The 25,453-nt window shown below is 38.9% G+C and carries 22 protein-coding genes; 11 read left to right on the forward strand and 11 right to left on the reverse strand.

Translation table 11 applies throughout. The features are described from left to right. The first annotated feature begins 118 nt into the window (after nucleotides 1-118). Entirely contained in the window at nucleotides 119-844 is a 726-nt protein-coding gene (locus tag ABLB96_RS01980) for an outer membrane protein OmpK (protein WP_348896538.1), read from the forward strand. A gap of 53 nt (nucleotides 845-897) precedes the next feature. Here ABLB96_RS01980 and hpxO read toward each other — a convergent pair whose 3' ends face one another. Then, nucleotides 898-2,055, reverse strand: coding sequence for an FAD-dependent urate hydroxylase HpxO (gene hpxO, locus ABLB96_RS01985; protein ID WP_348896540.1), 1,158 nt, complete (start codon nucleotides 2,053-2,055; stop codon nucleotides 898-900). 199 nt (nucleotides 2,056-2,254) lie between these two features. Here hpxO and alc point away from each other — a divergent pair, with 199 nt between their 5' ends. Further along, the gene (alc, locus tag ABLB96_RS01990; protein ID WP_348896542.1) at nucleotides 2,255-3,265 is read left to right on the forward strand and encodes an allantoicase; all 1,011 of its coding nucleotides are present in this window, start codon (nucleotides 2,255-2,257) and stop codon (nucleotides 3,263-3,265) included. Further along, nucleotides 3,262-3,765 carry an ureidoglycolate lyase gene (locus ABLB96_RS01995; RefSeq protein WP_348896544.1) on the forward strand — a complete coding sequence of 168 codons (504 nt, stop codon included), beginning with the start codon at nucleotides 3,262-3,264 and terminating at the stop codon, nucleotides 3,763-3,765. Before alc ends, ABLB96_RS01995 begins: the two co-directional genes overlap by 4 nt. Before the next feature lie 137 nt (nucleotides 3,766-3,902). Here ABLB96_RS01995 and parE read toward each other — a convergent pair whose 3' ends face one another. Beyond that, nucleotides 3,903-5,786, reverse strand: coding sequence for a DNA topoisomerase IV subunit B (gene parE, locus ABLB96_RS02000; protein ID WP_348896545.1), 1,884 nt, complete (start codon nucleotides 5,784-5,786; stop codon nucleotides 3,903-3,905). 14 nt (nucleotides 5,787-5,800) lie between these two features. Next, nucleotides 5,801-6,382, reverse strand: coding sequence for a YqiA/YcfP family alpha/beta fold hydrolase (locus ABLB96_RS02005; RefSeq protein WP_348896546.1), 582 nt, complete (start codon nucleotides 6,380-6,382; stop codon nucleotides 5,801-5,803). Nucleotides 6,383-6,593: 211 nt separating this feature from the next. Between ABLB96_RS02005 and ABLB96_RS02010 the strand changes: the two genes are divergently transcribed. Beyond that, entirely contained in the window at nucleotides 6,594-7,937 is a 1,344-nt protein-coding gene (locus ABLB96_RS02010) for an alpha/beta fold hydrolase (protein WP_348896547.1), read from the forward strand. Between the two features lie 67 nt (nucleotides 7,938-8,004). Here ABLB96_RS02010 and ABLB96_RS02015 read toward each other — a convergent pair whose 3' ends face one another. The 7 genes from ABLB96_RS02015 to gshA all read right to left on the reverse strand — a co-directional run bounded on the left by ABLB96_RS02015 (nucleotide 8,005) and on the right by gshA (nucleotide 17,413). Continuing rightward, nucleotides 8,005-8,358, reverse strand: coding sequence for a DUF5991 domain-containing protein (locus tag ABLB96_RS02015; RefSeq protein ID WP_348896548.1), 354 nt, complete (start codon nucleotides 8,356-8,358; stop codon nucleotides 8,005-8,007). Nucleotides 8,359-8,873: 515 nt separating this feature from the next. Beyond that, the gene (locus ABLB96_RS02020) at nucleotides 8,874-9,356 is read right to left on the reverse strand and encodes a hypothetical protein (protein ID WP_348896549.1); all 483 of its coding nucleotides are present in this window, start codon (nucleotides 9,354-9,356) and stop codon (nucleotides 8,874-8,876) included. Then, nucleotides 9,353-9,778 (reverse strand): hypothetical protein, encoded by a 426-nt coding sequence (locus ABLB96_RS02025; protein ID WP_348896550.1) that lies wholly within the window; start codon nucleotides 9,776-9,778, stop codon nucleotides 9,353-9,355. Before ABLB96_RS02025 ends, ABLB96_RS02020 begins: the two co-directional genes overlap by 4 nt. Nucleotide 9,779: 1 nt before the next feature. Beyond that, nucleotides 9,780-11,837 (reverse strand): LysM peptidoglycan-binding domain-containing protein, encoded by a 2,058-nt coding sequence (locus ABLB96_RS02030; RefSeq protein WP_348896551.1) that lies wholly within the window; start codon nucleotides 11,835-11,837, stop codon nucleotides 9,780-9,782. Nucleotides 11,838-11,856: 19 nt separating this feature from the next. Continuing rightward, nucleotides 11,857-15,138: a type VI secretion system Vgr family protein gene (locus tag ABLB96_RS02035; protein ID WP_348896552.1), complete on the reverse strand. Its 3,282-nt coding sequence runs from the start codon at nucleotides 15,136-15,138 to the stop codon at nucleotides 11,857-11,859. A 167-nt stretch (nucleotides 15,139-15,305) separates the two neighbouring features. Then, nucleotides 15,306-15,821: a disulfide bond formation protein B gene (locus tag ABLB96_RS02040; protein WP_348896553.1), complete on the reverse strand. Its 516-nt coding sequence runs from the start codon at nucleotides 15,819-15,821 to the stop codon at nucleotides 15,306-15,308. Nucleotides 15,822-15,835: 14 nt separating this feature from the next. After that, a complete protein-coding gene (gene gshA, locus ABLB96_RS02045; protein ID WP_348896554.1) occupies nucleotides 15,836-17,413 on the reverse strand; it encodes a glutamate--cysteine ligase in 1,578 nt (525 codons plus the stop codon). Between the two features lie 168 nt (nucleotides 17,414-17,581). Between gshA and ABLB96_RS02050 the strand changes: the two genes are divergently transcribed. The 5 genes from ABLB96_RS02050 (at nucleotide 17,582) to ABLB96_RS02070 (ending at nucleotide 22,723) form a co-directional block, all read left to right on the forward strand. Then, nucleotides 17,582-18,121, forward strand: a complete 540-nt coding sequence (locus ABLB96_RS02050; protein WP_348896555.1) for a DUF924 family protein — start codon at nucleotides 17,582-17,584, stop codon at nucleotides 18,119-18,121. 59 nt (nucleotides 18,122-18,180) lie between these two features. Beyond that, nucleotides 18,181-18,744: a hypothetical protein gene (locus ABLB96_RS02055; protein ID WP_348896556.1), complete on the forward strand. Its 564-nt coding sequence runs from the start codon at nucleotides 18,181-18,183 to the stop codon at nucleotides 18,742-18,744. 13 nt (nucleotides 18,745-18,757) lie between these two features. Continuing rightward, nucleotides 18,758-20,068: a DUF445 domain-containing protein gene (locus ABLB96_RS02060; protein WP_348896557.1), complete on the forward strand. Its 1,311-nt coding sequence runs from the start codon at nucleotides 18,758-18,760 to the stop codon at nucleotides 20,066-20,068. Nucleotides 20,069-20,095: 27 nt separating this feature from the next. Beyond that, nucleotides 20,096-21,250: a pyridoxal phosphate-dependent aminotransferase gene (locus ABLB96_RS02065; RefSeq protein WP_348896559.1), complete on the forward strand. Its 1,155-nt coding sequence runs from the start codon at nucleotides 20,096-20,098 to the stop codon at nucleotides 21,248-21,250. Between the two features lie 105 nt (nucleotides 21,251-21,355). Continuing rightward, nucleotides 21,356-22,723 (forward strand): MATE family efflux transporter, encoded by a 1,368-nt coding sequence (locus ABLB96_RS02070; protein WP_348896560.1) that lies wholly within the window; start codon nucleotides 21,356-21,358, stop codon nucleotides 22,721-22,723. A gap of 57 nt (nucleotides 22,724-22,780) precedes the next feature. Here the strand turns inward: ABLB96_RS02070 and ABLB96_RS02075 are convergent, their stop codons facing one another. Beyond that, a complete protein-coding gene (locus ABLB96_RS02075) occupies nucleotides 22,781-23,614 on the reverse strand; it encodes an SDR family NAD(P)-dependent oxidoreductase (protein ID WP_348896561.1) in 834 nt (277 codons plus the stop codon). Nucleotides 23,615-23,810: 196 nt separating this feature from the next. Between ABLB96_RS02075 and ABLB96_RS02080 the strand changes: the two genes are divergently transcribed. Continuing rightward, a complete protein-coding gene (locus tag ABLB96_RS02080) occupies nucleotides 23,811-24,482 on the forward strand; it encodes a TetR/AcrR family transcriptional regulator (protein ID WP_348896562.1) in 672 nt (223 codons plus the stop codon). Between the two features lie 255 nt (nucleotides 24,483-24,737). Continuing rightward, on the forward strand, nucleotides 24,738-25,448 hold the full coding sequence (phoB, locus tag ABLB96_RS02085) for a phosphate regulon transcriptional regulator PhoB (RefSeq protein ID WP_000650776.1): 711 nt from the start codon (nucleotides 24,738-24,740) through the stop codon (nucleotides 25,446-25,448). The last annotated feature ends 5 nt before the right edge of the window (nucleotides 25,449-25,453 follow it).

Genomic DNA, 25,453 nt, shown 5'->3' on the forward strand with positions numbered 1-25,453 from the left:
TTAGTTTTTAGCGCCCCACCTCGGTGGGCTTTTTTTTTAACCGTTGATCAAATTTGGCTTCATTTTTGCTTAAGACTCTGTATCCTTAGCGTGCTTTATTTGGGGGGAGATCATTTAAATGCGATTAAAGCAACTGGCGGCGACTTGTGCCTTGTTATCTGCAACTGCCATGGTTCAGGCAAAACCAATCTGGCAAGATTTTAGCGTAACGGGTCTTTATGGTGAAAACTATGAAGTTGTAGACGCAAAAGAAACCACCATTACTTTGGAATATGCAGCAAAAGTTAAATATGCTGATGTGTTCTTTTTCATGGACCGCATGCGCGGTGAAGATGATCACAAAAGCACATATTTTGAGTTATCACCACGTTTAAGCCTAGGCGAAATATCTGGTAAAAAATTGGCGTATGGGCCAATTAAAGATGTGTTAATTAGTACCACTTGGGAAAGTAACAGCGAAAACGGCAATAACTTCGATAACTTCCTATATGGTTTTGCTGTCGACTTAGACATTCCATATTTTAAATATGCAAATTTAAACTTCTACCGCGCGAGCAATGAGAAAACTGACGACGATTATCAAATGACATTCGTCTATGGAATTCCATTTAATATTGCATCTGAAGAGTTCTTGATAGATGGTTTCTTGGATTGGTCAACTGCTGAAGGTGACCATGCCAGCGAAATGAATTGGACAACGCAGTGGAAATGGAATGTGGGTAAACACATTTCTCCTGACACACGTCTATACCTCGGTATCGAACACTCTATATGGAATAATAAATTCGGTCTGCAAGGCCGAGACGAAAATAACGTGAGTGCATTGATTAAATATCACTTCTAAAATTTTTATTTAGAAGCATAAAGCAGCAAGGAAAACTCCTTGCTGTTTTTGTTTTAATCGAGTGGATTGCCCACAATATTACTAATAATACCCTGCATAATATGGCCGCCTTGTTCACGGCGTAATTCTGCATACCATGCCTGCGTAACTGTTTCATCTTTCATATGGGTTACATCACAACGTTTGCGTGCTCGAAGAACCAATTCGTTTGCACGTTCATTACGTTTGTTTTGATAGCGTCGTAAAGCATCCTCTAGGCCCAACGTATTAATTTGCAAAGAACGCGCTAAATAAATCGCATCTTCCATAGCTTGGCAACCGCCTTGTCCAATGTCGGGTGTAGTGCTATGTGCGGCATCCCCTAAAATCACCACACGACCTTTATAAAACTGAGCGAAGGGTTCAATATCATGTATTTCTACCCGATTGGTCTTTTGCGGATCTAAACGCTCAATAAGCTGCTGTACAGGTTGGCACCAATCAGCAAAATATTGTTTTAAAATTTTTTTATATTCATCTCGGTTATTTTCTAAACCTGCTGGTAATGGCACATCTAAAAAGAAATAGAATTTCCCATCTGCAACGGGCATCAGTGATGCACGCTTACCTTCCCCTACATAAGTCGTCCATTGTTTAGCTGGTGCTAAATCTTCTGAGATCTCAACTAAACCATTCCAGTTCACATAACCTGCATAACGACGTTGTACTTGCTGGCCGAGCACATAAGCACGAGTCAGTGAGTGAGTACCATCTGCCCCAATCAATAGATCAGCCTGTGTTGAGCTGCCGTCTGCAAAATGCACCTCAACAAAATCTGCTTTATCCTCAAGACTCACCATTTTTTTGCCTAGGTAAATCTGGTCTCGGCCAAACTCATCCATAAGCATATTTTGTAAATCTGCACGTGCAACCGGATATGGTCGTTGTCCTACTTCTTCAATTAATGGCAATAAACTGAATTGTGTCATCACATCACCAGTTAAACCATCGACATAGGCCAAGTCATCCATTTGTCCGCCAAGTTTAGCGATTTTCTCGGTTAATCCCAGATAGTTTAGACATTTCACTCCATTCGACCACAGTGAAATTGCGGCACCGACGGGCAAAATCTTTTCAGTTTGCTCAAAAATACGAACTTGGTGACCAAATTTCTTTAATGCAATCCCTGTAGTTAGTCCTCCCATTCCCGCACCAATAATCACCACATTCATAACACTCTCCTATAGATATTCACCTATAGGGTGCTTATGCTAAAAACATGCCATCGTTCAAAATTTATTTAGCTTTTCCACAAAACTGGCATACACCATGCTTATATATTTAAGTATAAAACTTGTCTCGACATGCTCTGTGTCAGCACAGTTTTAAATGAAAAATCATGTTTTTAACAAGAAATACGGATACTCCACTATGGCAACATTGCATGCTCCAGCTTTTGAACTTCCTGAAGTTTTGAATACAAAAACTAATTTGGCAGATGCCCGAATTGGTGCACAAGTCATTGAGTGTTCAGATGATTTCTTTGCTGAAGCAAAGCGTATGCTGCAATTTGAAGCACCTGTTTTTGTTGAAGATAAATTTGATGACAACGGTAAATGGATGGACGGATGGGAAACCCGCCGTAAACGTCATGCAGGTTATGACTGGTGCATTGTGAAGCTAGGTGTAAGTGGAAAAATCACTGCACTTGATATTGATACCAGCTTTTTTACAGGAAATTATCCAGCATCTGCATCATTAGAAGCATGTTATGCACCAAATGGTGACCTTACAGGTGCAAAATGGGAGAGTGTTTTAGAAAATACTGAACTTGGCCCAAGTCAGCATCATATTTTTATGGTCAATAATGATGCACTTTTCACCCATATTCGCCTCAATATTTTCCCAGATGGTGGTATTGCCCGTTTACGTGTCTACGGCGATGTTCATATTCAAGTGATTGATCGTGAGCAAACTCTCGATTTATTGGCCCTTGAAAATGGTGGTCGTGTAGTGGCCTATAGCGATGCGCATTTTGGACACCCGCGTAATTTGATTAACCCTGGTCGTGGCGTCAACATGGGCGACGGATGGGAAACTAAACGCCGCCGTGCGCCAGGTTATGACTGGTGTATTCTTGCGCTGGGCAAAAGCGGAAAAATTGAGAAACTGGAAATTGATACAGCTCACTTTAAAGGGAACTTCCCTGCCCAAGTATCTATACAAGCGGTTTACCTTGAAAATGCAACCGATGCACAATTAATCCCACAAAGTATGTTCTGGTCTTACTTACTTGAAGCCCAATCGATGCAAATGGATCATATTCATGAATATGTGAATGAGATTTTACAGCATGAAAAAATCTCTCATATTCGGATTAACATGATTCCTGATGGTGGTATTAGTCGTGTTCGTTTATGGGGGAAAATTGCCAACTCATGATGATGAATACTGTTCAAATTCAGCCTTTAACCATTCAGAACTTTCAGCCCTTCGGTGAGGTCATTTGTTGTGACGGGTATGATTTTTTTCATATTAATGATGCCCACACCGAGCGCTACCATGCGCTCGTTGAGACTGAAATTGAAGGGGAAGCAAAAGCAGGAATTAGTATTTTTCGTAATATTAAGGCCAGTGTATTACCTCTGGAAATTTGTATGCTAGAACGCCATCCAAAAGGCTCTCAGGCATTTATTCCATTACAGCAACAAAAGTTTTTAATTATTGTCGCGCCCGCTTTAGACGAAAATACTCCCGACATTTCAAAGCTCTGTGCTTTCGTCTCGAATGGTAAGCAAAGTATTAATTATCGGGCAGGCACATGGCATCATCCTTTGCTTACTTTCGAGGCACCGAGTGATTTTGTAGTAGTAGATCGAATTGGAAGTGGCGCAAATTGCGATGTTTTTCAATTTCCAAATGCTATAAAAATTATGGTCTAAATCAAAATATACAGATCTGTCTATTTTTAATTTAATGGTCACAACACCAATAGCAACAAACGTTGTGGTGATTTCCAAAAATTTAGGTTTATATAAAAAAATCCCCGCCTATTGAGCGGGGATCTTTTTATATTTTTTTAGACAGTGATATCAGCTAAGTTACCTTTCTGCTCAAGCCACTGCTTACGATCTGCCGAACGTTTTTTGGCAAGTAACTTGTCGAGCAAACCTGCTGTTAAATGTGTATCGTCCAGATCAAGCTGTACCAAACGACGTGTATTTGGATCCATTGTTGTTTCACGAAGCTGAATCGCGTTCATCTCGCCCAAACCTTTGAATCGGGTAATTTGCGGATTACGATTGCCTTTAACATTTTTTAAAATAGTTTCAAGCTCATCATCATCTAGCGCGTAATAAACATCTTTACCAATGTCGATACGGAACAATGGCGGCATCGCTACAAATAGATGACCTTCTTCAACCAATGCTGGAAAATGCTTGACGAATAAAGCACAAAGCAAAGTCGCAATGTGTAAACCGTCGGAGTCGGCATCAGCCAAAATACAAATTTTGCCATAACGCAGTTCTGATAAATCATCACTACCCGGATCTACCCCAATCGCAATTGCAATATCGTGAACTTCTTGAGACGCGAGTACTTCATCTGAAGAAACTTCCCACGTATTTAAGATTTTTCCGCGAATTGGCATGATAGCCTGAAAGTTTTTATTACGAGCCTGCTTAGCACTACCACCCGCAGAGTCACCCTCGACAATAAATAGCTCACTTTCTTCACGCGTTTGGCCAACACAGTCTGCCAATTTACCGGGCAATGCTGGACCAGAAACAATCTTTTTACGCTCAACTTTTTTCGCAGCTTTTAAACGACGACCTGCTTTAGAAATTGCCATTTCAGCAAGTTGCATAGCAATTTCAGCATGTTGATTAAGCCAGAGCGCAAAAGCATCTTTCGCAATATTTAAAACAATATTGGCAGCTTCACGACTTGAAAGACGCTCTTTGGTTTGACCTGAAAATTGTGGTTCTTGGAACTTAAGCGACAAAATATAGTTCACGCCATCCCAAACATCTTCAGCCGAAAGTTTAAGATTACGTGGTAACAAGTTACGTAGCTCACAGAACTCACGTAAAGCTTCGGTCACTCCCGAACGTAAACCGTTTACATGGGTACCGCCTTGTGCAGTTGGAATCAGGTTGACGTAACTTTCTTGAACCTGTTCACCGCCCTCTACATTCCAACAAATTGCAAATTCACATGCCGCACGATCTGCCCGCCCATTACTCACAAAGGCTGGACTTGGCAAAATTTCACGATCTTGCAATTCATCCATCAAATAATCGACAAGGCCATTTTCAAACTGCCATTCGATTTTTTCATCATTAATTTGATCGATATAAGTAATTTTTAAACCAGCCGCTAACACAGCTTTGGCTTTTAAATTATGTTTAAGTGCTTTTAAAGCAAATTTTGGACTATCAAAATATTTAGCTTCTGGCCAGAAATGTACCGTTGTACCAGTCACGCGTTTTGGTGCTTTGCCTTCTAGGACTGCTAAAGGCGCAACGGGCTCACCTTGCTCAAATGCCATTTGGTATAAATTACCCTGACGCTGAACTTCTACCTCAACACGTGTAGATAAAGCGTTTACAACCGAAATCCCCACACCATGCAAACCACCTGAGAACTGATAGTTATCGGTACTGAACTTACCACCAGCATGTAACTTGGTCAGAATGATTTCGATACCACTTTGGCCATATTCAGGATGAATATCGACCGGCATACCACGGCCATTATCTTCAACCGACAATGAACCATCTTTATAAACCGTGACACAGATTTTGTCGGCATGACCAGCCAAGGCCTCATCGACAGCATTATCAATAACTTCTTGGGCTAAATGGTTTGGACGAGAAGTATCGGTATACATTCCTGGACGACGACGAACAGGGTCTAAACCGGAAAGGACTTCAAGTGATTGAGCCGTATATTGTGTCACGTTGTACGTTTTCCTTATTTGATGGTGTGCGCAAAGAATTCGATTACTAACGGTAATTTTTCTTCAAAATCTTCCATGGCATGATTGCCATGAGCATCCGTCAAAATCAATGAGGATGGTGTTGCAGCACTATAATAACGTTGTGCTTGACGATAATCCAAAATTTCGTCGCCTTGTTGCAACAAGACGAGTACTTTGTCAGCATTTTCAGGTTGTTTTAGTTCCAGTTGTTCTAACTGCCGTAATTGAACATGATCAATTGACCATTGATCATTCACCTTATAAGGCATGCTTTCAACTTGAAATAACTTATCAAACAACGTCCATGGTTGCATAGCAGGATTAATCAGTACAGCCGGAATATTATATTTCGCGACAAAATATGTCGCAAAAAACCCGCCGAGACTACTACCGACTAAAGCCACATTGGGCAACGATTCAATTAGCTCTGAGACTTGCTCTACCACTTGATCGGGAGATCTATTTAAATCTGGCAAATACACATTAATGCCGAGTTCGCTACAATACTGCTTAAGGCTTAGCCCTTTAATTGAAGAAGAGCTACTATTAAAGCCATGGAGGTAGATAATATTCATATATTTCCCTCTTAAATTGAGAATAAACTCTCATTTTTGTTCTCAGTTTGTATATAAAAACACTATTGTCAGACAAGAAAAACGATTCAACTTACCATTCATCAGTATTTTAAAAACATGTGTTATTTAAACTACTAAGATGGAAATGTTAGCTGCCGTTCATAAAAAGTACAGCTTAAAACGTCAGTGATAACGTAAATGGGGAAAAGATATGCCGAGCTTAACACCGTTACATGAAACTTATTGTAAATGGGATCGTACGCCACCGAGTCAGGCCGACGTACTAGAAGGTTTAGCTCAACTGTTCAGCACCAGCTTAAATGGTGTACATGAATTAATACAAGTCATTAATATTGAAGTATTAAAAAATGCTTTTGGTATTAGTGCCCAAAATGCTAATAATTTTCAAAAACGCCCTTCTGTGCAAAAGGCATATCAATTTTCTTATGGCGCCTTACAGAAATATGGTCGTTATTTTTTAGCGCCAGGTTTACGTCGCATTATTGAAAAATTTCCAACTCTTCACGAAAAACCATTAACACCAACTCTTCATTTTTTGGTGGGGATTTTAAATGGTATTTTCGGAGACTATTTGCTTAAACAACATAGTCCCCTTGCCTTACCCATGGTGCTATACGATCACTACGGTGCAATACAACAAGGTGAACTCGCAGGCCGTATTGTAATTTTGGTTCATGGTTTATGTATGAACCACCTGACTTGGTCAAATGCACACTATGGCGGCATTGGTGAGCGTCTGCTCGCGCAGCGTGATCACAACACCATGCTGTATTTAAATTACAATACAGGTCGCCGCATTTCAGCCAATGGCCGTAGTTTCTCTAACTTATTAGAAGATTTGGTACAACGTAATCCAAGAATTACCAGCATTGATTTAATTGGCCATAGTATGGGTGGACTGGTTTCCCGTAGCGCACTGTTTTACGGTAAACAAAATATGTACCAATGGATACATATGATCGAAAATCTAGTCTGTATTGGATCTCCTCACCATGGTGCGGTACTTGAGCGCTTTGGTTTTGCTATACAAGATAAGCTCGGGGCATTCCCATTTGTTGGGTTACTGGGCCAGTTAGTTAATATCCGTAGTAATGGCATTTTAGACTTGCGCCACGGTAGCGTTCGTGACGATGACTGGGAATATATGGATGCTCGTATAGGCATGATGGATGACAATCGTGCTCCGGCTCCTCTACCTTCCCATATCAACACCTTTTTAGTGGCAGGAACACTCGAGTTTGAAAAGGTCCGTAATAAAGCGCTTACCGTGATTGGCGATTACTTAGTGAGTGTGAAAAGCGCACTGGGGGAACATCCAAATCCACGTTTTCAACTTAAAGTTCCAGACTCACATAAAGCGGTGTTTTATGGCTTAAATCACTTTGAAATTCAGTATCACTCCAGTGTCGCGGAACAGATTACTCGCTGGTTATATCCTCATGTGAATGATTATGTGCAAGAAGGTATTCAAACGCATATTATTGATATGCCGAACTATACGCTTGAAGATTTGGAAGGGATTGTAGAGACGTAAAAAAAGCCCAACTTTTGTTGGGCTTTTTTATAGAATCTGAAATATTTTAAAAAGAGCTCTATAACTATTATTTATCTTTAAAAAATAAGTTGTCTTTACTATCTAAAACTTCATCAGAATAAAGATAGTATTTTCCTTTATTAAAGACTACTTTTCCTAACTTTTCACCACTTTTAGCTTTAAAGAAATATAGTTCATTATTTTTCTCTTTTACTTTACATATATAAGATTTATCAACCTGAAAGCCAGCAACAGAATACTCACACTTTTTGGGTGTTAGCGTTAAAACCGATTCTATCGTCGCAACATTACCACCCGGCAACTCTTCTGAACTATAATAATGATAAGTACCATTCCACTTATCTGCATTTGCAAATGTGGTAACAGAAAGAGCCAGCAATAATAAACAAAATTTTTTCATTTAATTAATTTATAAATAATCAAGTCAAACTATTATAACCAAATTACAAAATTTAGAGAAATATATAAAATCTAACTATCAGCATGTAAAACCTAAAGATAAGGCTTACTCATAGATTACATTATTATAGAGATTTCTTAGGATGTTAAGGGAAAACATATATGATTTACTTCAATCTTCAATAGTAATAACTTTGTAAGTTATAATATTATGCTATAAACTTTTAATTTATAGCATTATAAGTTAAATCAAGATCCTTTAAGTGAGTAAACATTCAGGTTATACATTTTCGTACATGCTACTCTTTTTGATCCTTATCACATATTTGAGATATAGTTTAGTCAGCATCCTATAAGATAGTTTAGCTAAGAAAAGCTAATTTTAATATTTTTATACAGTTATGATCTCCATTCATTTAATCACTATGGACACAATCTGTGTCCAGTGAAGTATGATGTGTCTAGTAAAATTTACTAATCTACTTTTAGATTAAAAAATTCCACCTCTCTTTCCAACTATTTACACTTATTCGTTATATTAAACTTTGGGGATTTATTAAAACTTACTAAGGTAAAACCTCTATCGATGAAGTTTTCTGAATCTTCATTGGGAGCATGAAAAATCCACTCTGAAATACCATTATTTTTTAAAGTAACATCAAAGTTAAAATTACTTCCCATATTCTTATCTTGGAAATACACCTCATACTCATTAGGATTAGTTTTCAATATTTTAGTTACTTTATAAAATGGTTGATCAGGAGTATCGAATGAGAATTTAATTGATTGATTCTTTTGATCAAAGTTCACAAAATTGATGTTAGTTGAATTTTTTTTCCTATTCGCCTCCACACTACACTCATATATCCACTTATCTTTTTTATCTTTATAAATATAATAATTATTACTGTCCTGAAATTTTAAAAAAAATTCACTAATGTTATTAGCAAAAGAAACACTAGGAAGCATCAATAAAAAATACAAAAAAACAATTTTCATTTACAAATACCTACGCTGATAATATTCTTAGCCTTATTTTTAGGAATAGAAAAGAACGATAAGTCTTCAATCCTCTTATTTCCTAAATAAGCATCCCATTTATAGACATCACTATTATTAATCTTTTTTATTTTATAAGTATATACAATATTATATGGATTACGAACCTCTAATATATGTTCATTTTTGTTCATTTTTCCCTTAAGAATTAAATATTCTGTACTCTCTGGTAATGCTAAATGTAAAGATTTATCTGTTAAAGTTATGTTCTCAAGTTCTTTAGTTGATTCACTTTTACAAAGCCTAACAAATCCCCCTTTCTTCTTATCAATCATAATATAATCACCCGTAGGAATTTTTGCTACAGTAGGAAATGCTACTATTATAAGTACTAACAAACTTATTAGTTTCTTCATCATCATACTAATTTCTTCTAACTTGTGTCATCGTATAAGTGCTTCCATTATAAGCTGTTTTACCCCGTAAAAATCCATTAATTATATAAAGCTTGTTACTATTACTTGTTCCTTTTTCTTTATGGCGTGTTCCTACATCATAAAAACGATAGTAAACTTTTCCATTTTCACATCCTCGCCCTACAACTACAATAAAATGATCTGTTGTTCCTTCATTAACCCCATATCCAAGTTTATGATCTACACCAATCATAACAGGATGACCAACATTAAGTTCTTTATCCAAATAATTCATTCCATTTTGAAAATTTGATGTTGCTTCAATTGTAGAATGATTCGAATTTTCCAAAGCTACTTGGAATAGTCCAGTTGGTGAACCAGCTGATGAACTAAGTTTGCTATTTTTCAAAATTAATACACATGTCCGAGCACAAGCTACATTTGGTCTAGGTTGGGTAAATTGAGAAATCCACTCTACAGATGCACTCAAATCTACATGTTTTGTTTGGCAATTCGGACATATATCTTGTATAGGCTGTACAGGTTTAATTGAACAAGCGAAATTATTTTCTTTATTTTTACTGTCTAAACCTGTAGTAAGATGTTTATTTATTTCTTGAGTAACCTCCCAGATATATGTCTTCCCATCCTCAAACCCTCTTATAGGAATTTTTTTCTTATTCTTATCTAATTTAAAATTACCATTCTTATCTTTTCTATAAGCAAAAATATTTTGATATTCTCCTTTTTCCTTCATAAAAGCAGGATTAGCATGATAAGCACTTCTCTCACTACCACCCTCATATAAAATATCATTTGGCTTATTTTTACCAGACAATAAAGCATTAGGATAATTAATATACAAATACATATCTGTTAATGACTTCATTAATTTATGCCGATCAGATCTTGTGAAATGTTGTTTAACGAGATCTAATTGTTGAGCCCCGCTCATTTTAGTAAGTTTTTCTACCGAGATATTATTTAAATCTTTTCTAACATCTGGACCAAATTGAATAAGACCATAATAACCTAAACCATTAGGTTGGGCTGGATCAAATGAACCACCTGTTTCCAAATGCATACATGCCATTAAATAATTAGCCATATTTTTAGTATCATTTGGCCACATATCTTTACAAATCTGTATAACCTTTTTTCTAAACTCACAATTTACAAATTTTGTAGTTTTCCCCCAAATTAAATCATAATCTTTACAAACACATCCACTTAAACTTGCTACAGCTACTGGTTTTTTATCTTCATTATGTTCTTGCTGTACTTCAATTTTTTGAGTGGGTGCGGTTGACGTTTTCTGTTGAGGAATTGATTTAGAATCCGATGCCGTTGACTGCTCTTTTTTGGTCACAGGTGGTTGTGGTTGTGGTTGTGGTTGTGGTTGTGGTTGTGGTTGTGGTTGTGGTTTAGTCTGCCCAACCTTTGGTTCTGCAGTTTTATTTGTTGTATCTGTTTGTGGAGCAATACTTGTTGATTTACTCTTTCTATCAATAGAAACTGTTCCCGTTTTCTTATGTGGGGGCACTTTAAAAGTCATATTTTCATCAAGCTTAATTATTGCATCTGCGTTCCCTTCAACTATATCAATATTTTCATTTTGATATATTTCATGTGGAGATTTTATATTTGGATTCAAAGCTAATAAAGCGGAAACAGTTGTATGATGCTCTTTTGCTATTTTAGATAATGTATCTCCACTTTTAACTTTGTATGTTCCTCTCCAATATTTACCTTGTTTTTGATGAGGTAATAGAGTTACATCAAATTTCATTTTTGGACTAATAAGCTTTACTTTTATATTTTTACTTGGGGTATGTACTTTACCAATTTCTTTCAGAGTATTATCTATATCCTTTCTTACAAAAATAGTTAGTGTATTTCCTCCCACATATTTAAGTGTGATTTCACCTTGTGCATTTGTATTACCTTTTTTTACCAAATCCTTCCCATTCTTAATTTCGTAATATAAATTAGGAATAGGTTTATGTGTTAAATCATGTAATGTAAAAGTAATATTATAAAGTTTATGTTTTAATTCTGTATTCATCTTTTTTAACCGTATATATTTATTTAATATCTTGATTTTGAGATTCAACTTGAGAAACTTCTTCTTCAATTTCAACAACCCAATCCGTATTTGTATCCACAAAAACTTCAGCAGGTTCTGAAGAATCAGAACTAATTCGTGCAGTACGACCATTCTCATCCAACGAGCCAGTCGAAACTCGTCCATTTTTAAACTTAGCTACATAAGACAATCTAGATAAATCAAAATCCCAAAATAAATCATAAACATCTAATTTATTACTGTACATCATGGTACTTGGCAGTTGAGGAACCTCATAAGAAACCTTGGCCCCACTCGTAAACAAATGCTGCCCAGCTTTACTTTCAAACTTACCGCCTGTTGTTGAAAACACGCCATTGGCATTAATTTTGAGCTGTGACCCACCAGCTGTTAATACAATTTCTTTAGGACTCGTAAGCTCGATTTTATCTTCAGTAGAAATGAGCTTGATGACCTTCTTGGCAATTGCTTCAATAGCATCATCTTGTGCTTGTAGTTCGAGCTTTCCTTTTGCTGCATAAGCACGCAAACCCTTTTGCGCAGCGAACAAACTGATTTTGTCTTGTGCATGCCCAATAATATTTTTTTGTGCACTTAAATTAATAGAACCGCTGGCACTTTCGGCAATATCTTGCGATGCTTGCAGAATAATATTTTCAGGTGTCGTCAAGGCAATGCCATTTGGCGATGCTAATAACATAAGCGCTTGTCTAAAGATTTTGCCTTGTTCTTGCTGTTTAGTATCGGAACTGCTTTCTAAACCTTGGGTATAACCTTCCATAAAGCCTTGCAAAGAACTCAATGCTTTAGAAGGTGATATTTCTAATTTACTGCCTTTACTAAAAGTTCCGCACACACTCATCATGTCAAAGTCTTTAGTCTCGACATTGGCTAAGACTTTTCCGACCTCTTGAATACTTTCAAATGGATTTTTATGAATACGGTCTTTAATGCTGGCAAGTTTTCCTTTAACGATGTCTGCACCATGTTCTTCAACGTTTTCGATGAACGCTTTTAAGTTTTCTACCGCATCTTTGGCATCGGTAAAGAAAGCATTAAATTCATCTACAACGCCTTTTGTATTTCCACCTAGTGCACCAATGTCTTGAATAAAGCCACCACAGCTTTTTAGTGCGTGAATTGGGTCGTTATTAATCCCTTCTTTAAATAGGTTCACCGTACTATCTAATGCCTGTCCTGTGGTTTTTAACTCAAGCGACTGGATGAATTTGGGTAAGCGATTAATCACATTCAAAGCATCAGTTTGTTGCTTAGCTGCAACTTCACTGAGCATTTTCATGCTTTCATAGCCTTGTGAAAGTAAAGATTGTGCTTGAGCAGCCTCTAAATGGTCTGCAATCGCCTGCTCTTGTGCATAGGTACTAATGAGCATGCCTTTACCCGCACGCACAGCACCCCAAGCATCTGTTCTCAGCTCAAAACCTTCACCACGGCCTTGGCTCGTCTCTTGTTCTTTTGGATGGCTTAAGTTACCCAAATTCAGCTGTGTTGCTGCATGACTACTTTGGAGTTGGGTACTAATTTGTCCGGTTGTGTCATCAAAGCGTAATTGGTTGAAGCCACTACCATTGATTTCCTGACTGCGAATCCCGCTCAATTTTTTAGTTGCAGGAAGTTGCCCTTTTACATCGAACTTGGTTGGTGAGCGCTGCGCTTCATGGATGCGCCCAGTCACAAATGGACGGTCGATATTGCCATCAAAGAAGTCAATAACAACTACCTCACCAATACGTGGCAAGAAACGTGCGCCATAGCCTTCTCCTGCCCAAGGAGTCAGTACATCCACCCAAGCTGAGTCAGTATCGTTGTCATTGCTACCTGCACCACCGTCATGGCCATGATCATCACTACGGGTAAATAGAAAACGTACTTTAATGCGTCCCCATTCATCGACATGAATGGTTTCTCCTTTTGGCCCCACGACTTTTGCTCGTTGTGGATAGGCAATTGGTCGGTGCTGCTCTGGATTATATTCAGGTGCAGTCTTGATTTGACGGCGTATTAGAGTCAGCTCATTACCTTGACGCTCTATATCATCATAACCATGTTGATCCCAACGACTTTGGGTTAATAACTGGCTAACTTGCTGATGTAAGTCTTTAGGTAAGTTATTTTGGTTATAAAAGTTTTTAGCAATGATCAAGAACTCTTGATCTGCCCCTTCATGCTGATCAATTTCAGGGTGCTCGCGTAGATTAAACCAATAGCCGACTTGGCTATCGCGGACACTACTATAGGCTTTAAAGTATTTGGCCCGACTCGCATGCATGTCGGTGAAGTGCTGATTTAATTTTTCTAATTGGCCACTGCCTGAAGCTGTTGCCTGATCTTCCCCTTTTAAATCTTGCATCCAAGCGGGGCTTACATGCCATGCTTGTTCAAGACTTAAAGTGGCTGAGTCAAAGTTGTCTGAGTGTGTATGCGTGGTAACAACCGAACCATTACCCTCTTCTTGTGCTAACGCATCAGGTTGCCAGCGCTGCACATGCACCGCTGTCGGTTGCAGACTCCGCACTGCAACAAAACCAGTAATACTATCTTGATATTCAGTTGCACTACTTCTGTGATAGCGAATACTACGACGTTCTAAAGCCTGATACTGGCTATTGTCATCAATTAATCGTAGTTTTTGAGCTTGTATTGGTGCAGTAAAATGAGGGACAAAAAGCTCTGATTCATCAATAAGCCAACTAATGCCTTCACTTCGCCATAAACGCGTAAGGAAGTCATAATCAGACTCATTGTGCTGCATGGTAAACGGTCGAATATCATAGTTTTGACCTAAACCACCCAAGTCTAGACTTAAACTCGCAGCAAAAAGTGGACTTTTTTCTTGCCATTCTTTAAATAGAACTTCGGTAATTTCTACAATACTTTTATTCATAAAAACACGACTATTACGGCGTTTGTGCCATAAATTTGTCGCATCTTCTAAAGTCAGCTTATAAAGCGTTAAAGCGCCATCACTTTGCCCATAACTGGCTTCAGTCACAATACCTGTTGTTCGGAACAATTGTCCCGAATCTGTGACCTGATCAACAGCGACTTGCACACCAATAAATTGCTTCAGTGCAATTTGAGAATTGGTTGAAAGACAGATCAACTCCGCCATTAGGCCACCATTCAACTGATGTTGGCCTTCTATACGTTGTAAGAATACTTGGTTATTGAGTAGTTCATTAGAAAATTGTACGTGAATAGCACGTTTCTGAGCATTTAGCCCTATTTTTTCCAAGACACTAAATATATTAAAAAGCATTTTTTTATAATCATAAGGATGTATAAACGGCTGCACTTTATAAAAAACAGAACTATCTGTCTACAAAATTATTCGTTATTTTTATCAATTTTTCTTATATCTTCACTCATTCGAATATGATTAAAAAAAACTCAACCTGAGTTGAGCTTTTTTTAATCACGTTAAACTCACTTTTTAGCAGTCTTAAATACTGGATAAAAACGGAATAACTGCCATAAACAAACAAGTAATAGCAAAAGGAAATAAACCAATGACCAAACTGGTAAAGACTGACCTAAAAAGGTCCAGCCAATTGCCGCGCACTCGCCTGAACCAGAAAGCACTTCTTGTAAAACTGCTTTCATAGGTAAAACATCAATTAAATAATTTAAACCCGGTCCACAACTTGGTACTTGGTCTGGTGGTAAATGCTGTAGCCAAATATGACGCCCTGCTACGCCCACTGACCATAAAATTGCGATACCTGCTAAAAACGCATAAAAACGTTTAATCGCATTGGAAACAGGGTTATGCAAAAATGCAATAAGCGCCACAAAACCCATTGCCATTAAGCCAACACGTTGAAAAATACAGAGCGGACATGGCTCTAACCCTTTTACATGTTCCAAATACAACGCAAAAGACATGCCGACAATGCTTGCCAGTACAAGTAGTCCACTCACCAAACGGTAACTTAATCGCATGTAAAACCTCATTTTTATCTATATTGTTCAAGATATTGATCAAAACTGATCTGACTATCTTGTTCAAGTTGTTCTTGCTGCTGTAAAGATTGTGCAGCCAATTGTTCAAAATATTGCAAAGTCTCTGCACTGATTTCATGCTTTTCATAACTTTCAGCATGTAACTGTGCCATATGACTGCCAAAGCTCCAGGTTCCACCGTGCTTTAATGTGTCATCAATCACATGAGCAGATAGAGTCTCATCTACTTCATCAATGCGTTCTTGCATTACGGCCAAAGCCGAGCTGTACAGTTTTGTAGCATAGGTCTGATCGAGTAAATGAGCACAGTCTTGCATGTTAGAAATATGCTGACGTGCCCAATCTTCAATATGGTAAGACCCGTTTAAATCAGTAATGGTGGCGTTTGGTGCTCGACCACGGTTAACCACTTCTGTCTGGTTCTTCTCAATCAAATCCTGCTCTGGACATAACAACTCAGGGCTATCGCTTAATAAACAATAAAGCGTTAAGACCTCAAGGAAACCAGCCGTTGTTTCATTTAAACCAATTGCCGAATATGGATTTACATCCACTGCACGAAGTTCAACGTAACCCACTCCTCGATTTTGCAAGGCTTGAGATGGCGTTTCACCTGCGTGTGGCACCTGTTTTGGACGCACGAGACTGTAATACTCATTCTCGATTTGTAAAACATGGTCATTAATTTGCAGCGGTTCACCTGATGCATCATTTAACCCTAAACGACTAAATGGCGGGTAAGGAGAATGTACAGCTTTTTGTAAACCAGCCAGATAACCAGATAAGTTGTTGTAGTGAATACCTAAACTTTTTTGTGCCGAGTTTTGGTAGCCTAAACGTCCCATACGTAGCGCTGTAGCATACGGCAAATAGTATGACCCTTTGATTAAAGGCAACAAATGATGTTCATGGCCCGTCAAAAAACAACGACAAACCGAAGGGCTCGCCCCGACCAAAAACATAACCAGCGGCGTTAAACGAATAAAGTTACGGATAAGTCCAAAATAGCGATGACTACGATAATCTTGCAGACTGAGTGATTTTAATTTTTCGTCAGTTTCATGTTCCTGCAAAGCAGAAAAAAGAGTATCAGGAAAAGATAAATTATAGTGTACGCCTGAAATGGTTTGCATACGGCGTCCATAGCGGATCCCCAAACCACGGCGATAAAGCGTCTTAAAGCGACCAATATTAGACGTGCCATACTGAGCTAAACGAATGCGCTCATCATTGTCATCCAACATACATGGCATAGACAACGGCCAGAGTTTTTCACCATTTTCTAAATGACGGTGTACAACTGCATGAATATCTGTAAGCTCATGCAAAGCATCGCCAATGGTTGGCTGTGGTGAAGTAATAAACTCCATCAACGCTTCAGAATAATCTGTGGTGATTTTTGGATGTGTTAAAGCTGAGCCTAATGCCTTTGGATGTAACTCTTGTGATAAGAACCCATTACTTTGCATACGTAAGCTTTCACGTTCTATTCCACGTAACATGCCTTGTAGTAGCGACGAATCCACCCAAGCAGGAATAACTGATTGAGATGGTGTAGTGGGTTGACTCATGCATTTGCTCGCTTATAAAAGATCACTATATACAAAATCGTGACATGATACGGCTATTGATATGATCACATCATTTCAGTTTGGCAATTTTTATCACAATCTTGTTATTTAAGACACGAAAGAATTGTGATTTTATTGAAGAATAATTGCTAAAGAGTTGTCAATATCATGAACGATCAAGACATTTTAAACTTCTGGTTTTCACCTGAACACCGTTCACTTTGGTTTGCAAAAAGTGATGAGTTTGACACAAAAATTCGTGATCAATTTGCAGACGTTCATCGTCAGGCAACTCGAGCAGAACTCTGGTCTTGGCGAAAAACACCAGAAGGTCGTCTTGCAGAGATTATTGTGCTAGATCAGTTTTCTCGCAACATTTATCGTGATCAACCTGAATCTTTTGCTTACGACAGCCTTGCTTTAGCTTTGTCACAAGAAGCAATTAGTTTGCAACTCGATGCACAGCTTAACCCAGAGCAACGCTCGTTTTTATATATGCCATTTATGCATAGTGAATCAAAACAGATTCATGAGTTTGCCTTAAAATTATTTCAACGCCTCGGCAATGAAATTAATTTAAGCTTTGAGAAAAAACATAAAGTGATTATTGATCGCTTTGGACGTTATCCTCATCGCAATGCCATCCTTGGGCGTGTCTCAACACCAGAGGAAACCGAATTTTTATTAGAACCGAACAGCAGTTTTTAAGACTTCTCTATTTTTAATGCTGAGTCATTTATTTTTTCATGCTCAGCAGGGAGTTCACCATGAAATATCTCTCTCTTTGTTTAGCTTTGGGCACTGCCTTAACTTTAAGTGCTTGTTCAACCCTACCAAGCAAGCCAAAAACATTTGATCAGCTTGGACAGTTTTCGGCCTATCCATTAAATGCTCAAACATTTCGAATCAGCTTTCAAGCTGACTCAAATATGAGCTATGGAACAGCTGAAGAAATTACTTTGGTGAAATCAGCACAAACGACTGTACAAAAAGGCTTCCGCTTTTTTAAAGTGCAAAATGACCCAAGTAATCAAAGCCAAAAACCACCTCGTCAGGCTGTGGTTTACCCGTCTGCACCGAGTTTCTACCCATATGGTTATGGTCGTCGTTATCCGGGTTTCTGGCATGATCCGTTCTATGATTTCCCTCAAGTGGTCAATATCGACCCTGTTCAAGTGTCGTATACTATTGAATGTTATCGCGATCAAAAGCAGGCTCCTCAAGACGCTTTTGATGCAACGTTAATTCTCAGATCTATCGGACAAAAATATGGCTTAAGTCCGACAGGCGAGTTGTTGCCGCCACCTGAGCCGCCAGTAAAACAAAAATGAGTAGGATGACCGTATGAATATGGCAGAAGAAGTACACCATGCACCCAATCTAAAACGCAGCAAATATTTCGCGACAATGGCACTTGTTATTGTGGTGGTGCTGTGGATAGGGTTATTGATTGCCAATCGCTTTCTGCCAGAGTATACGAACTTAATTCATATTTTAATGTTAGGTGCGGAAGCTGGTGTAGTGGGTGGACTCGCAGACTGGTATGCCATTACCGTTTTGTTTCGAAACCCATTTGGTAAGCTTCCTATCCCTAAATTTTTACGGGATCATACCGAAATTATTCCGCGCAATAAGGCTCGTATTGCAGAGTCAATGGGCCGATTTGTGCAGGAAAACTTCCTGTCACCTCAAGTAGTAGAACGAAGTTTAGAAAAAACCGATTTAAGCCTTGCCATTGGGCAATGGCTTGCCAACCCACAAAACAACACGCAAGTGGTACAGCTCATTCAGCAAACTGTTCCGAAAATTTTTGAGTTTGTTAGCCAAGAGCAAATTGCTAATTTTGTGCAAAACAACAGCGTGCAATGGGTGCGTAACACCCAAGTCAATAAACTCGCGAGCGAAATGCTCCGTGCGGTATTGGAAAATGACTTCCATCAAGACGTATTGCAACGTGGTCTCGATATCGCGCATGAGTGGGTGGTACAAAATCCAGATAAAACCCGTGAATTGACCCGAAAAATGTTTAAAGCGCTGGGCGTCTGGTCACTTGCAAAAGGTGCAAGCTGGATTGGAATTGATGTGCAGCAACGTACCATCGACTCTCTGGTTGAAAAAGTAGAGTCGATGCTGGCCGACCCAGAACACCCTTGGCGTCAGGAAATTGAAACTGTTGCACACTCGCTCATGCTGGAGTTAGCCAATCCTGACAGTGTGGCAAGTCAACGCTTAAATAGCGGTAAAGATGCGCTGCTCGACAGTCCTCAAGTCTTAAACTTCATTAGTGGCGCGGTGACTATTTTATGTGATGCGATTAAAGAAGATTTAATGAAAGAAGACTCTGGCATTGCAATGAACCTTAGAGCTGCCATTCAACAACTGGGTGAAAATCTTGTTCAAAATGTAAAAGTACGCAATGTTCTCAACAAAGAAATGACAGGACTTGCCCTGAACTTTACAGACCAATATAGCCATAAAATCATACGCTATGTAAGTGAGCGCATTCATGAATGGGACTCGCGTGAAATGATTGGAAAAATTGAGAATGAAGTCGGTGGTGACTTACACATGATTCGCGTAAACGGCGTTGTGGTCGGTGCATTTATCGGTTTAACTCTAGGTGTAATCCGCGCAGCAATTGAATCGATTTTATAACCTAAATAATTTCTTTAAGAGAATAATATGCTACAGCTTCAATCAAAATTGCCCGCTCAAGGGGTCACTATTTTTAGTACCATGACGGCAATGGCACAGCGTTTGGGTGCACTTAACCTTTCACAAGGTTTTCCAGATTTCCCTGCCCCTCATGCTCTGCTCGAAGCATTATCTCAGGCAACTTTGGCTGGACATAATCAGTACCCGCCCGGTGACGGTATTCTCGCACTACGCGAGCAGCTTGCTTTACAGTTTCAGCAGCGTGATCAGCTTCTACTTGACCCTGTCACCCAAATCACGATTACGCCGGGTGCAACCATTGCAATTTTTTGTACCATACAGGCATGCATTAATGCGGGTGATGAAGTCATTATTTTTGACCCAAGCTATGACAGTTACGGCCCTTCTGTTGAGTTAGCCGGTGGTAAAGCTGTTCGTATTGCTTTGCAGGCACCTGACTTTAAGGTGAACTGGCAACAAGTTAAAGATCTGATTAATGACAAAACCCGTATGATTGTGGTGAACACACCCCACAACCCAACTGGTACTATCTGGGAAAAACAAGATTGGTTAGAACTTATTGAACTGATTCGAGATAAAAATATTGTGGTTTTATCCGATGAAGTCTATGAACACTTGGTTTTTGATGGCCACCAACATTTTAGCGCTTTGCATTTTCCAGAGCTTAGAGAGCGTAGTTTTGTGATTGGTTCTTTTGGTAAAACCTTCCATGTAACAGGCTGGAAAACGGGTTATTGCGTGGCTTCACCAGAGTTAATGCGTCTATTCCGCCAGATTTACCAATATGCAAATTTCTGTGGTACGACACCTTGTCAAATTGCGCTAGCGCAATATATGCAGCAACATCCGGAACATATTCAGGAACTTTCGCAGTTTTATCAAACTAAGCGAGATCGTTTTAATCAAGCGATTCAGAATAGTCGTTTTTTAATTAAGCCCTCTCAAGGTACTTATTTTCAAAATCTTGATTACAGTCAAATTAGACCTGACTTAAACGATGTTGAAATGTGCCAGTTTCTTGCGGAACAACATAAAATTGTGGCTATTCCAGTTTCGGTTTTCTACCAGCAAGCGCCAGAGCCTTTACGCTTGATCCGCTTCTGTTTTGCTAAAAATGATGAAACATTGCAAAAAGCAGGAGAAATCTTGAATGAATGTTAATAAATTTAGAAACTTAGCACAGTAAAACACTACAAGAAATTTCACCTAAATGTGCTAAGTTGAATATCCGCCCCGCTCATCAAAGAAATGGGCGATGGAGAATACATGCCACCAAGACAGTCTTTAATTCATCAGCAAAATCTATGGAAAACATTCTTTGTTTTCTTATTGCCACTCATTGCAACCAATATCTTGCAAAACCTTTCCGGCACCATTAACACCATCTTTGTTGGACAAATGATGGGGGTCGATGCAATTGCCGCAGTCTCTGTGTTTTTCCCTATTTTATTCTTGCTACTCGCCTTTATTATCGGGATTTCAACCGGTACCACTGTTTTAGTAGGACAAGCTTGGGGCGCACAAAATATTGAAAAGGTTCAAAGTGTCGTCGGTTCTACTCTATTTATGACACTAATTGGTGGGGTAATTACTGCAATTATTGGTGTTTGTTTTGCCCACAATATTTTAGAGCTTTTAGGTACTGACCCAAAGGTAATGCATCTTTCTTTACCTTATGTGCAATGGATGTTGGCAGGTAGTCCGCTTTTATTTGTCTATATTATCTATACCTCAATTTTACGTGGTGTAGGTGACAGCACTACCCCTTTGCTGGCGCTTGCTTTAACCAGTGTAATCGGTTTAGTCATTACCCCTATTTTACTTAAGGGTTATTTTGGCTTCCCTGCTCTCGGCATTATTGCTCCAGCAATTGCAACCATTACAGGCTATGTGGCTATCTTAATTTTTCTTGCGATTTATCTAAATAAGAAAAAGCATCCCCTTCGGCCCAACCGCCAGCTTTTGCAACATATCCGTCATAATCCGGAACTTAGCAAAATTATTTTGCGTTTAGGTGTTCCAACCGGTATTCAAATGATTACGACGTCTATGGCAGGACTCGTGATTGTAGGTTTAGTTAACCGTTTTGGAGCGCATGCGACAGCGGCGTATGGTGCTGTAAACCAAGTCCTTAACTATATTCAGTTTCCTGCTTTATCAATCTCAATTGCAGCCTCAATTTTTGCAGCACAAGCGATTGGTGCAGGTAAATCAGACTTACTTGCACGTGTTACCCGCACGGCTTTAGGTATGAACTTTTTATTTACAGGTACCCTAATCGCACTGGGCTATTTATTTTCAAAATACCTAATGGCTTTATTTATTACCGACCCAACTGTGGTGGTACTAGGACAACAACTTTTATTTATTGTACTTTGGGCAATTTTATTCTTTGGTGCAGGTGCTATTTTTGCATCGATTATGCGTGCCAGTGGTACCGTGACCGTCCCAATGCTATTAAATATCTCGGCTATTTTATTTATTGAAATACCATGTGCTTACTGGTTTAGTTCAATGTGGGGACTTAAAGGAATCTGGATTGCCTATGCCTTGGCATTTGTTAGTCTGTGTATTGTTCAAGGCTTGTATTACCAGTTTATTTGGAAGAAAAAGAAGATCAAAGTTCTGATTTAAAGCAGCTTAAGTCTGATAAAAAAAGCCATCAATTGATGGCTTTTTTGAATTTAAATCTTATTTCATCCATTTTGTCACAATGGTTGAAGCACGTTGGTATCCAGTCGGGAACAAACGCTGGAATGCATCAAGAATTTTTGCATCACTACCAATAAGTAAACGGCGTTTATTTTTCAAAACCGCATCTAGAATTTGACGAGCTGCTTCTTCTGGCGGGGTACGCAGAAACTTATCAAAGTTTTCAATCGATTTATTTGGATCCATACCTAAAGTACACAAGCTATCACTCATTTTTGCAGCTTTAGCAATGTTGGTACGAATACCACCCGGATGTACGCATAACGAGCTTACGCCACATTTTTCAATATCTAATTCTTGGCGTAACGATTCGGTAAAACCACGTACCGCAAATTTGGTCGCATTATAGGCAGACTGGGTCGGCTGAGCTGTTAAACCAAATAAGCTTGAAATATTGATGATATGACCATCTTGAGTTTGCTTAATAAACGGTAAGAATTCCTTCGTCCCGTAAACCACACCCCAGAAGTTAATCCCAACAATCCACTCTAAATCTTCGTAGGTTGCACCTTCTACAGTTGAGCCTAAAGCAACTCCGGCATTGTTAAAAATTAGGTTAACCGCACCGTGGTCTTGCACAGTTTCTTGTGCCCACTGCTTTACCGCTTCACGGTCAGAAACATCAAGTTTTTTAGTGGTTACACTAATATTTCCGTAGGGTTTTAATAGCTCAACAGTTTTCTCTAGTCCCTTTTCATTAATATCACTCAATGAAAGATGGCAGCCTTGTTTCGCCAAGAGAATTGCTAATTGTTGCCCAATGCCAGAACCTGCGCCCGTAATTGCAGCGACTTTGTTTTTAAAATTTTTCATTGTCCATCCTTTGTTTTTCGATTTGCACAATCGGTTCATTGCATGTGCACTTTAGACTCTTTTAATATAATTTTGACAATATTCATTGTCAATATAGTACACTGTAATTTCAGATAGATTGGCACAATTGTGCTGACAGCTTTATCATAGGCCCCATATTTGCCGAAAAACCGAAAAATCAGGAAACCATTTAGTTATGGCGACAAACGACTCAACCAGTAAAAAGAAAACAAAAGCTGTGAGTAAAGAACGTCAGTTCAAAGGATTATCTCTTTCTGAACGTAAAGAGGCACGCCGCGAAAAACTCATTGAAGCCGGTATTGCAACTTATGGAACCCTTGGCTTTTTTTCAGTGACGGTAAAGGATGTTTGCCAAGAAGCAAAACTCACCGAACGATATTTTTATGAATCTTTTAAAAAGAGTGAGGATTTATTCCAGACCATCTTTTTAAAAATGATTGAAGAGTTACAGCAGAACTTGATGCAAGCTGTCATTAAGGCAGCACCAGATCCGGAAAAAATGGTGGACGCTGGTTTAAGAGCACTGCTCACGACTTTAAAAGACGATCCAAGACTGGCTCGTATTGTCTATGTCGATGCAGTACTGGTTCAGGAATTACATAATCAGGCTACCATTCAAGAAACGCTTGCCCAGTTTGATCGCATGATTCAAGCCTTTGTTATGCTGACCATGCCACAAATACAGCACAAGGAAAATGAACTCTCTTTAATTGCAACTGGCTTAAATGGATATGTCACACAAATTGCGATTCGATGGGTCATGGGCGGCTTTGAACAGTCTCTGGAACAAGTTTTAACCGCATGCCGTATCGTTTTCTTAGCGCTATTAGCAAAAGTTTCAAAATAATATTAAAGTTTTTTGACACTCTGTTTAATCGAAAGATACGACTCAAGGTCAGCTCATAACACCTTGAATGGTTTTAAGAAAAATTTTACAGTCCTGTCATCATTTGGTCATGTGCTTGCCGTATTTTTGTCACAAATTATTGCTACATTCGATTTTATAGACTTTTCTGCAATGAAATTGTCATAATTAATCTTTGTAATAAGCCTGTCATAACTACAAAACGGTTCACCGTTAAAATCTACAAGGTATTACGCTGTGAAAGATGACTATATTTTAATTGTCGATGATGAGCTTCCTATTCGTGAAATGATCCATACTTCTTTGGACATGGCAGGCTTTCAATGTTTACAGGCTGAAGATGCCAAACAAGCTCATCAAATTATCGTCGACCAACGTCCGGCGCTTATCTTGCTCGATTGGATGTTACCCGGAGGCGTAAGTGGTGTTGATTTGTGCCGCCGCTTAAAACGTGATGAAAACTTAGCAGAAATTCCAGTCATTATGTTGACCGCTCGCGGTGAAGAAGACCATAAAGTACAAGGTCTAGATGCCGGTGCAGATGACTATATGACCAAACCATTCTCTACCCGCGAATTGGTTTCTCGTATTAAGGCTGTTTTACGCCGCGCAAATGCATTAAGCGGTGAAAAAACAATTGATGCCAATGGTTTAATTCTTGATCCTGTAAGCCAACGCGTAAGCTTCGGCAACAGCATTTTAGATATGGGACCAACAGAATATCGCTTACTTGCATTTTTTATGACCCATCCGGAACGTGCATATACACGCGCCCAGTTGCTCGATCAGGTATGGGGCGGTAATGTATACATTGAAGATCGTACCATCGATGTACATATCCGTCGTTTACGTAAAGTTTTAGAACCTTTTGGTGTTGACCGATTTGTTCAGACCGTACGTGGTACAGGTTATCGTTTCTCTACACGTGCAGATTTAGCCGCAGGTTAACCAAA

Origin of the sequence: Acinetobacter sp. XH1741 (genome assembly GCF_041021895.1) — a bacterium.
Taxonomy (GTDB): Bacteria; Pseudomonadota; Gammaproteobacteria; order Pseudomonadales; family Moraxellaceae; genus Acinetobacter.

Excerpts from the sequence above, each read along its gene's own strand:
- ABLB96_RS02060 (WP_348896557.1), top strand. The coding sequence starts at position 18,758 with ATGAATATGGCAGAAGAAGTACACCATGCACCCAATCTAAAACGCAGC.
- ABLB96_RS02050 (WP_348896555.1), top strand. The coding sequence starts at position 17,582 with ATGAACGATCAAGACATTTTAAACTTCTGGTTTTCACCTGAACACCGT.
- hpxO (WP_348896540.1), bottom strand. The coding sequence starts at position 2,055 with ATGAATGTGGTGATTATTGGTGCGGGAATGGGAGGACTAACTACAGGG.
- ABLB96_RS02025 (WP_348896550.1), bottom strand. The coding sequence starts at position 9,778 with ATGATGATGAAGAAACTAATAAGTTTGTTAGTACTTATAATAGTAGCA.
- ABLB96_RS02020 (WP_348896549.1), bottom strand. The coding sequence starts at position 9,356 with ATGAAAATTGTTTTTTTGTATTTTTTATTGATGCTTCCTAGTGTTTCT.
- ABLB96_RS02030 (WP_348896551.1), bottom strand. The coding sequence starts at position 11,837 with ATGAATACAGAATTAAAACATAAACTTTATAATATTACTTTTACATTA.
- ABLB96_RS02035 (WP_348896552.1), bottom strand. The coding sequence starts at position 15,138 with ATGCTTTTTAATATATTTAGTGTCTTGGAAAAAATAGGGCTAAATGCT.
- ABLB96_RS02070 (WP_348896560.1), top strand. The coding sequence starts at position 21,356 with ATGCCACCAAGACAGTCTTTAATTCATCAGCAAAATCTATGGAAAACA.
- ABLB96_RS01995 (WP_348896544.1), top strand. The coding sequence starts at position 3,262 with ATGATGATGAATACTGTTCAAATTCAGCCTTTAACCATTCAGAACTTT.
- gshA (WP_348896554.1), bottom strand. The coding sequence starts at position 17,413 with ATGAGTCAACCCACTACACCATCTCAATCAGTTATTCCTGCTTGGGTG.
- ABLB96_RS02055 (WP_348896556.1), top strand. The coding sequence starts at position 18,181 with ATGAAATATCTCTCTCTTTGTTTAGCTTTGGGCACTGCCTTAACTTTA.
- ABLB96_RS02010 (WP_348896547.1), top strand. The coding sequence starts at position 6,594 with ATGCCGAGCTTAACACCGTTACATGAAACTTATTGTAAATGGGATCGT.
- ABLB96_RS02040 (WP_348896553.1), bottom strand. The coding sequence starts at position 15,821 with ATGCGATTAAGTTACCGTTTGGTGAGTGGACTACTTGTACTGGCAAGC.
- ABLB96_RS01980 (WP_348896538.1), top strand. The coding sequence starts at position 119 with ATGCGATTAAAGCAACTGGCGGCGACTTGTGCCTTGTTATCTGCAACT.
- ABLB96_RS02005 (WP_348896546.1), bottom strand. The coding sequence starts at position 6,382 with ATGAATATTATCTACCTCCATGGCTTTAATAGTAGCTCTTCTTCAATT.
- ABLB96_RS02080 (WP_348896562.1), top strand. The coding sequence starts at position 23,811 with ATGGCGACAAACGACTCAACCAGTAAAAAGAAAACAAAAGCTGTGAGT.
- ABLB96_RS02065 (WP_348896559.1), top strand. The coding sequence starts at position 20,096 with ATGCTACAGCTTCAATCAAAATTGCCCGCTCAAGGGGTCACTATTTTT.
- alc (WP_348896542.1), top strand. The coding sequence starts at position 2,255 with ATGGCAACATTGCATGCTCCAGCTTTTGAACTTCCTGAAGTTTTGAAT.
- ABLB96_RS02075 (WP_348896561.1), bottom strand. The coding sequence starts at position 23,614 with ATGAAAAATTTTAAAAACAAAGTCGCTGCAATTACGGGCGCAGGTTCT.
- ABLB96_RS02015 (WP_348896548.1), bottom strand. The coding sequence starts at position 8,358 with ATGAAAAAATTTTGTTTATTATTGCTGGCTCTTTCTGTTACCACATTT.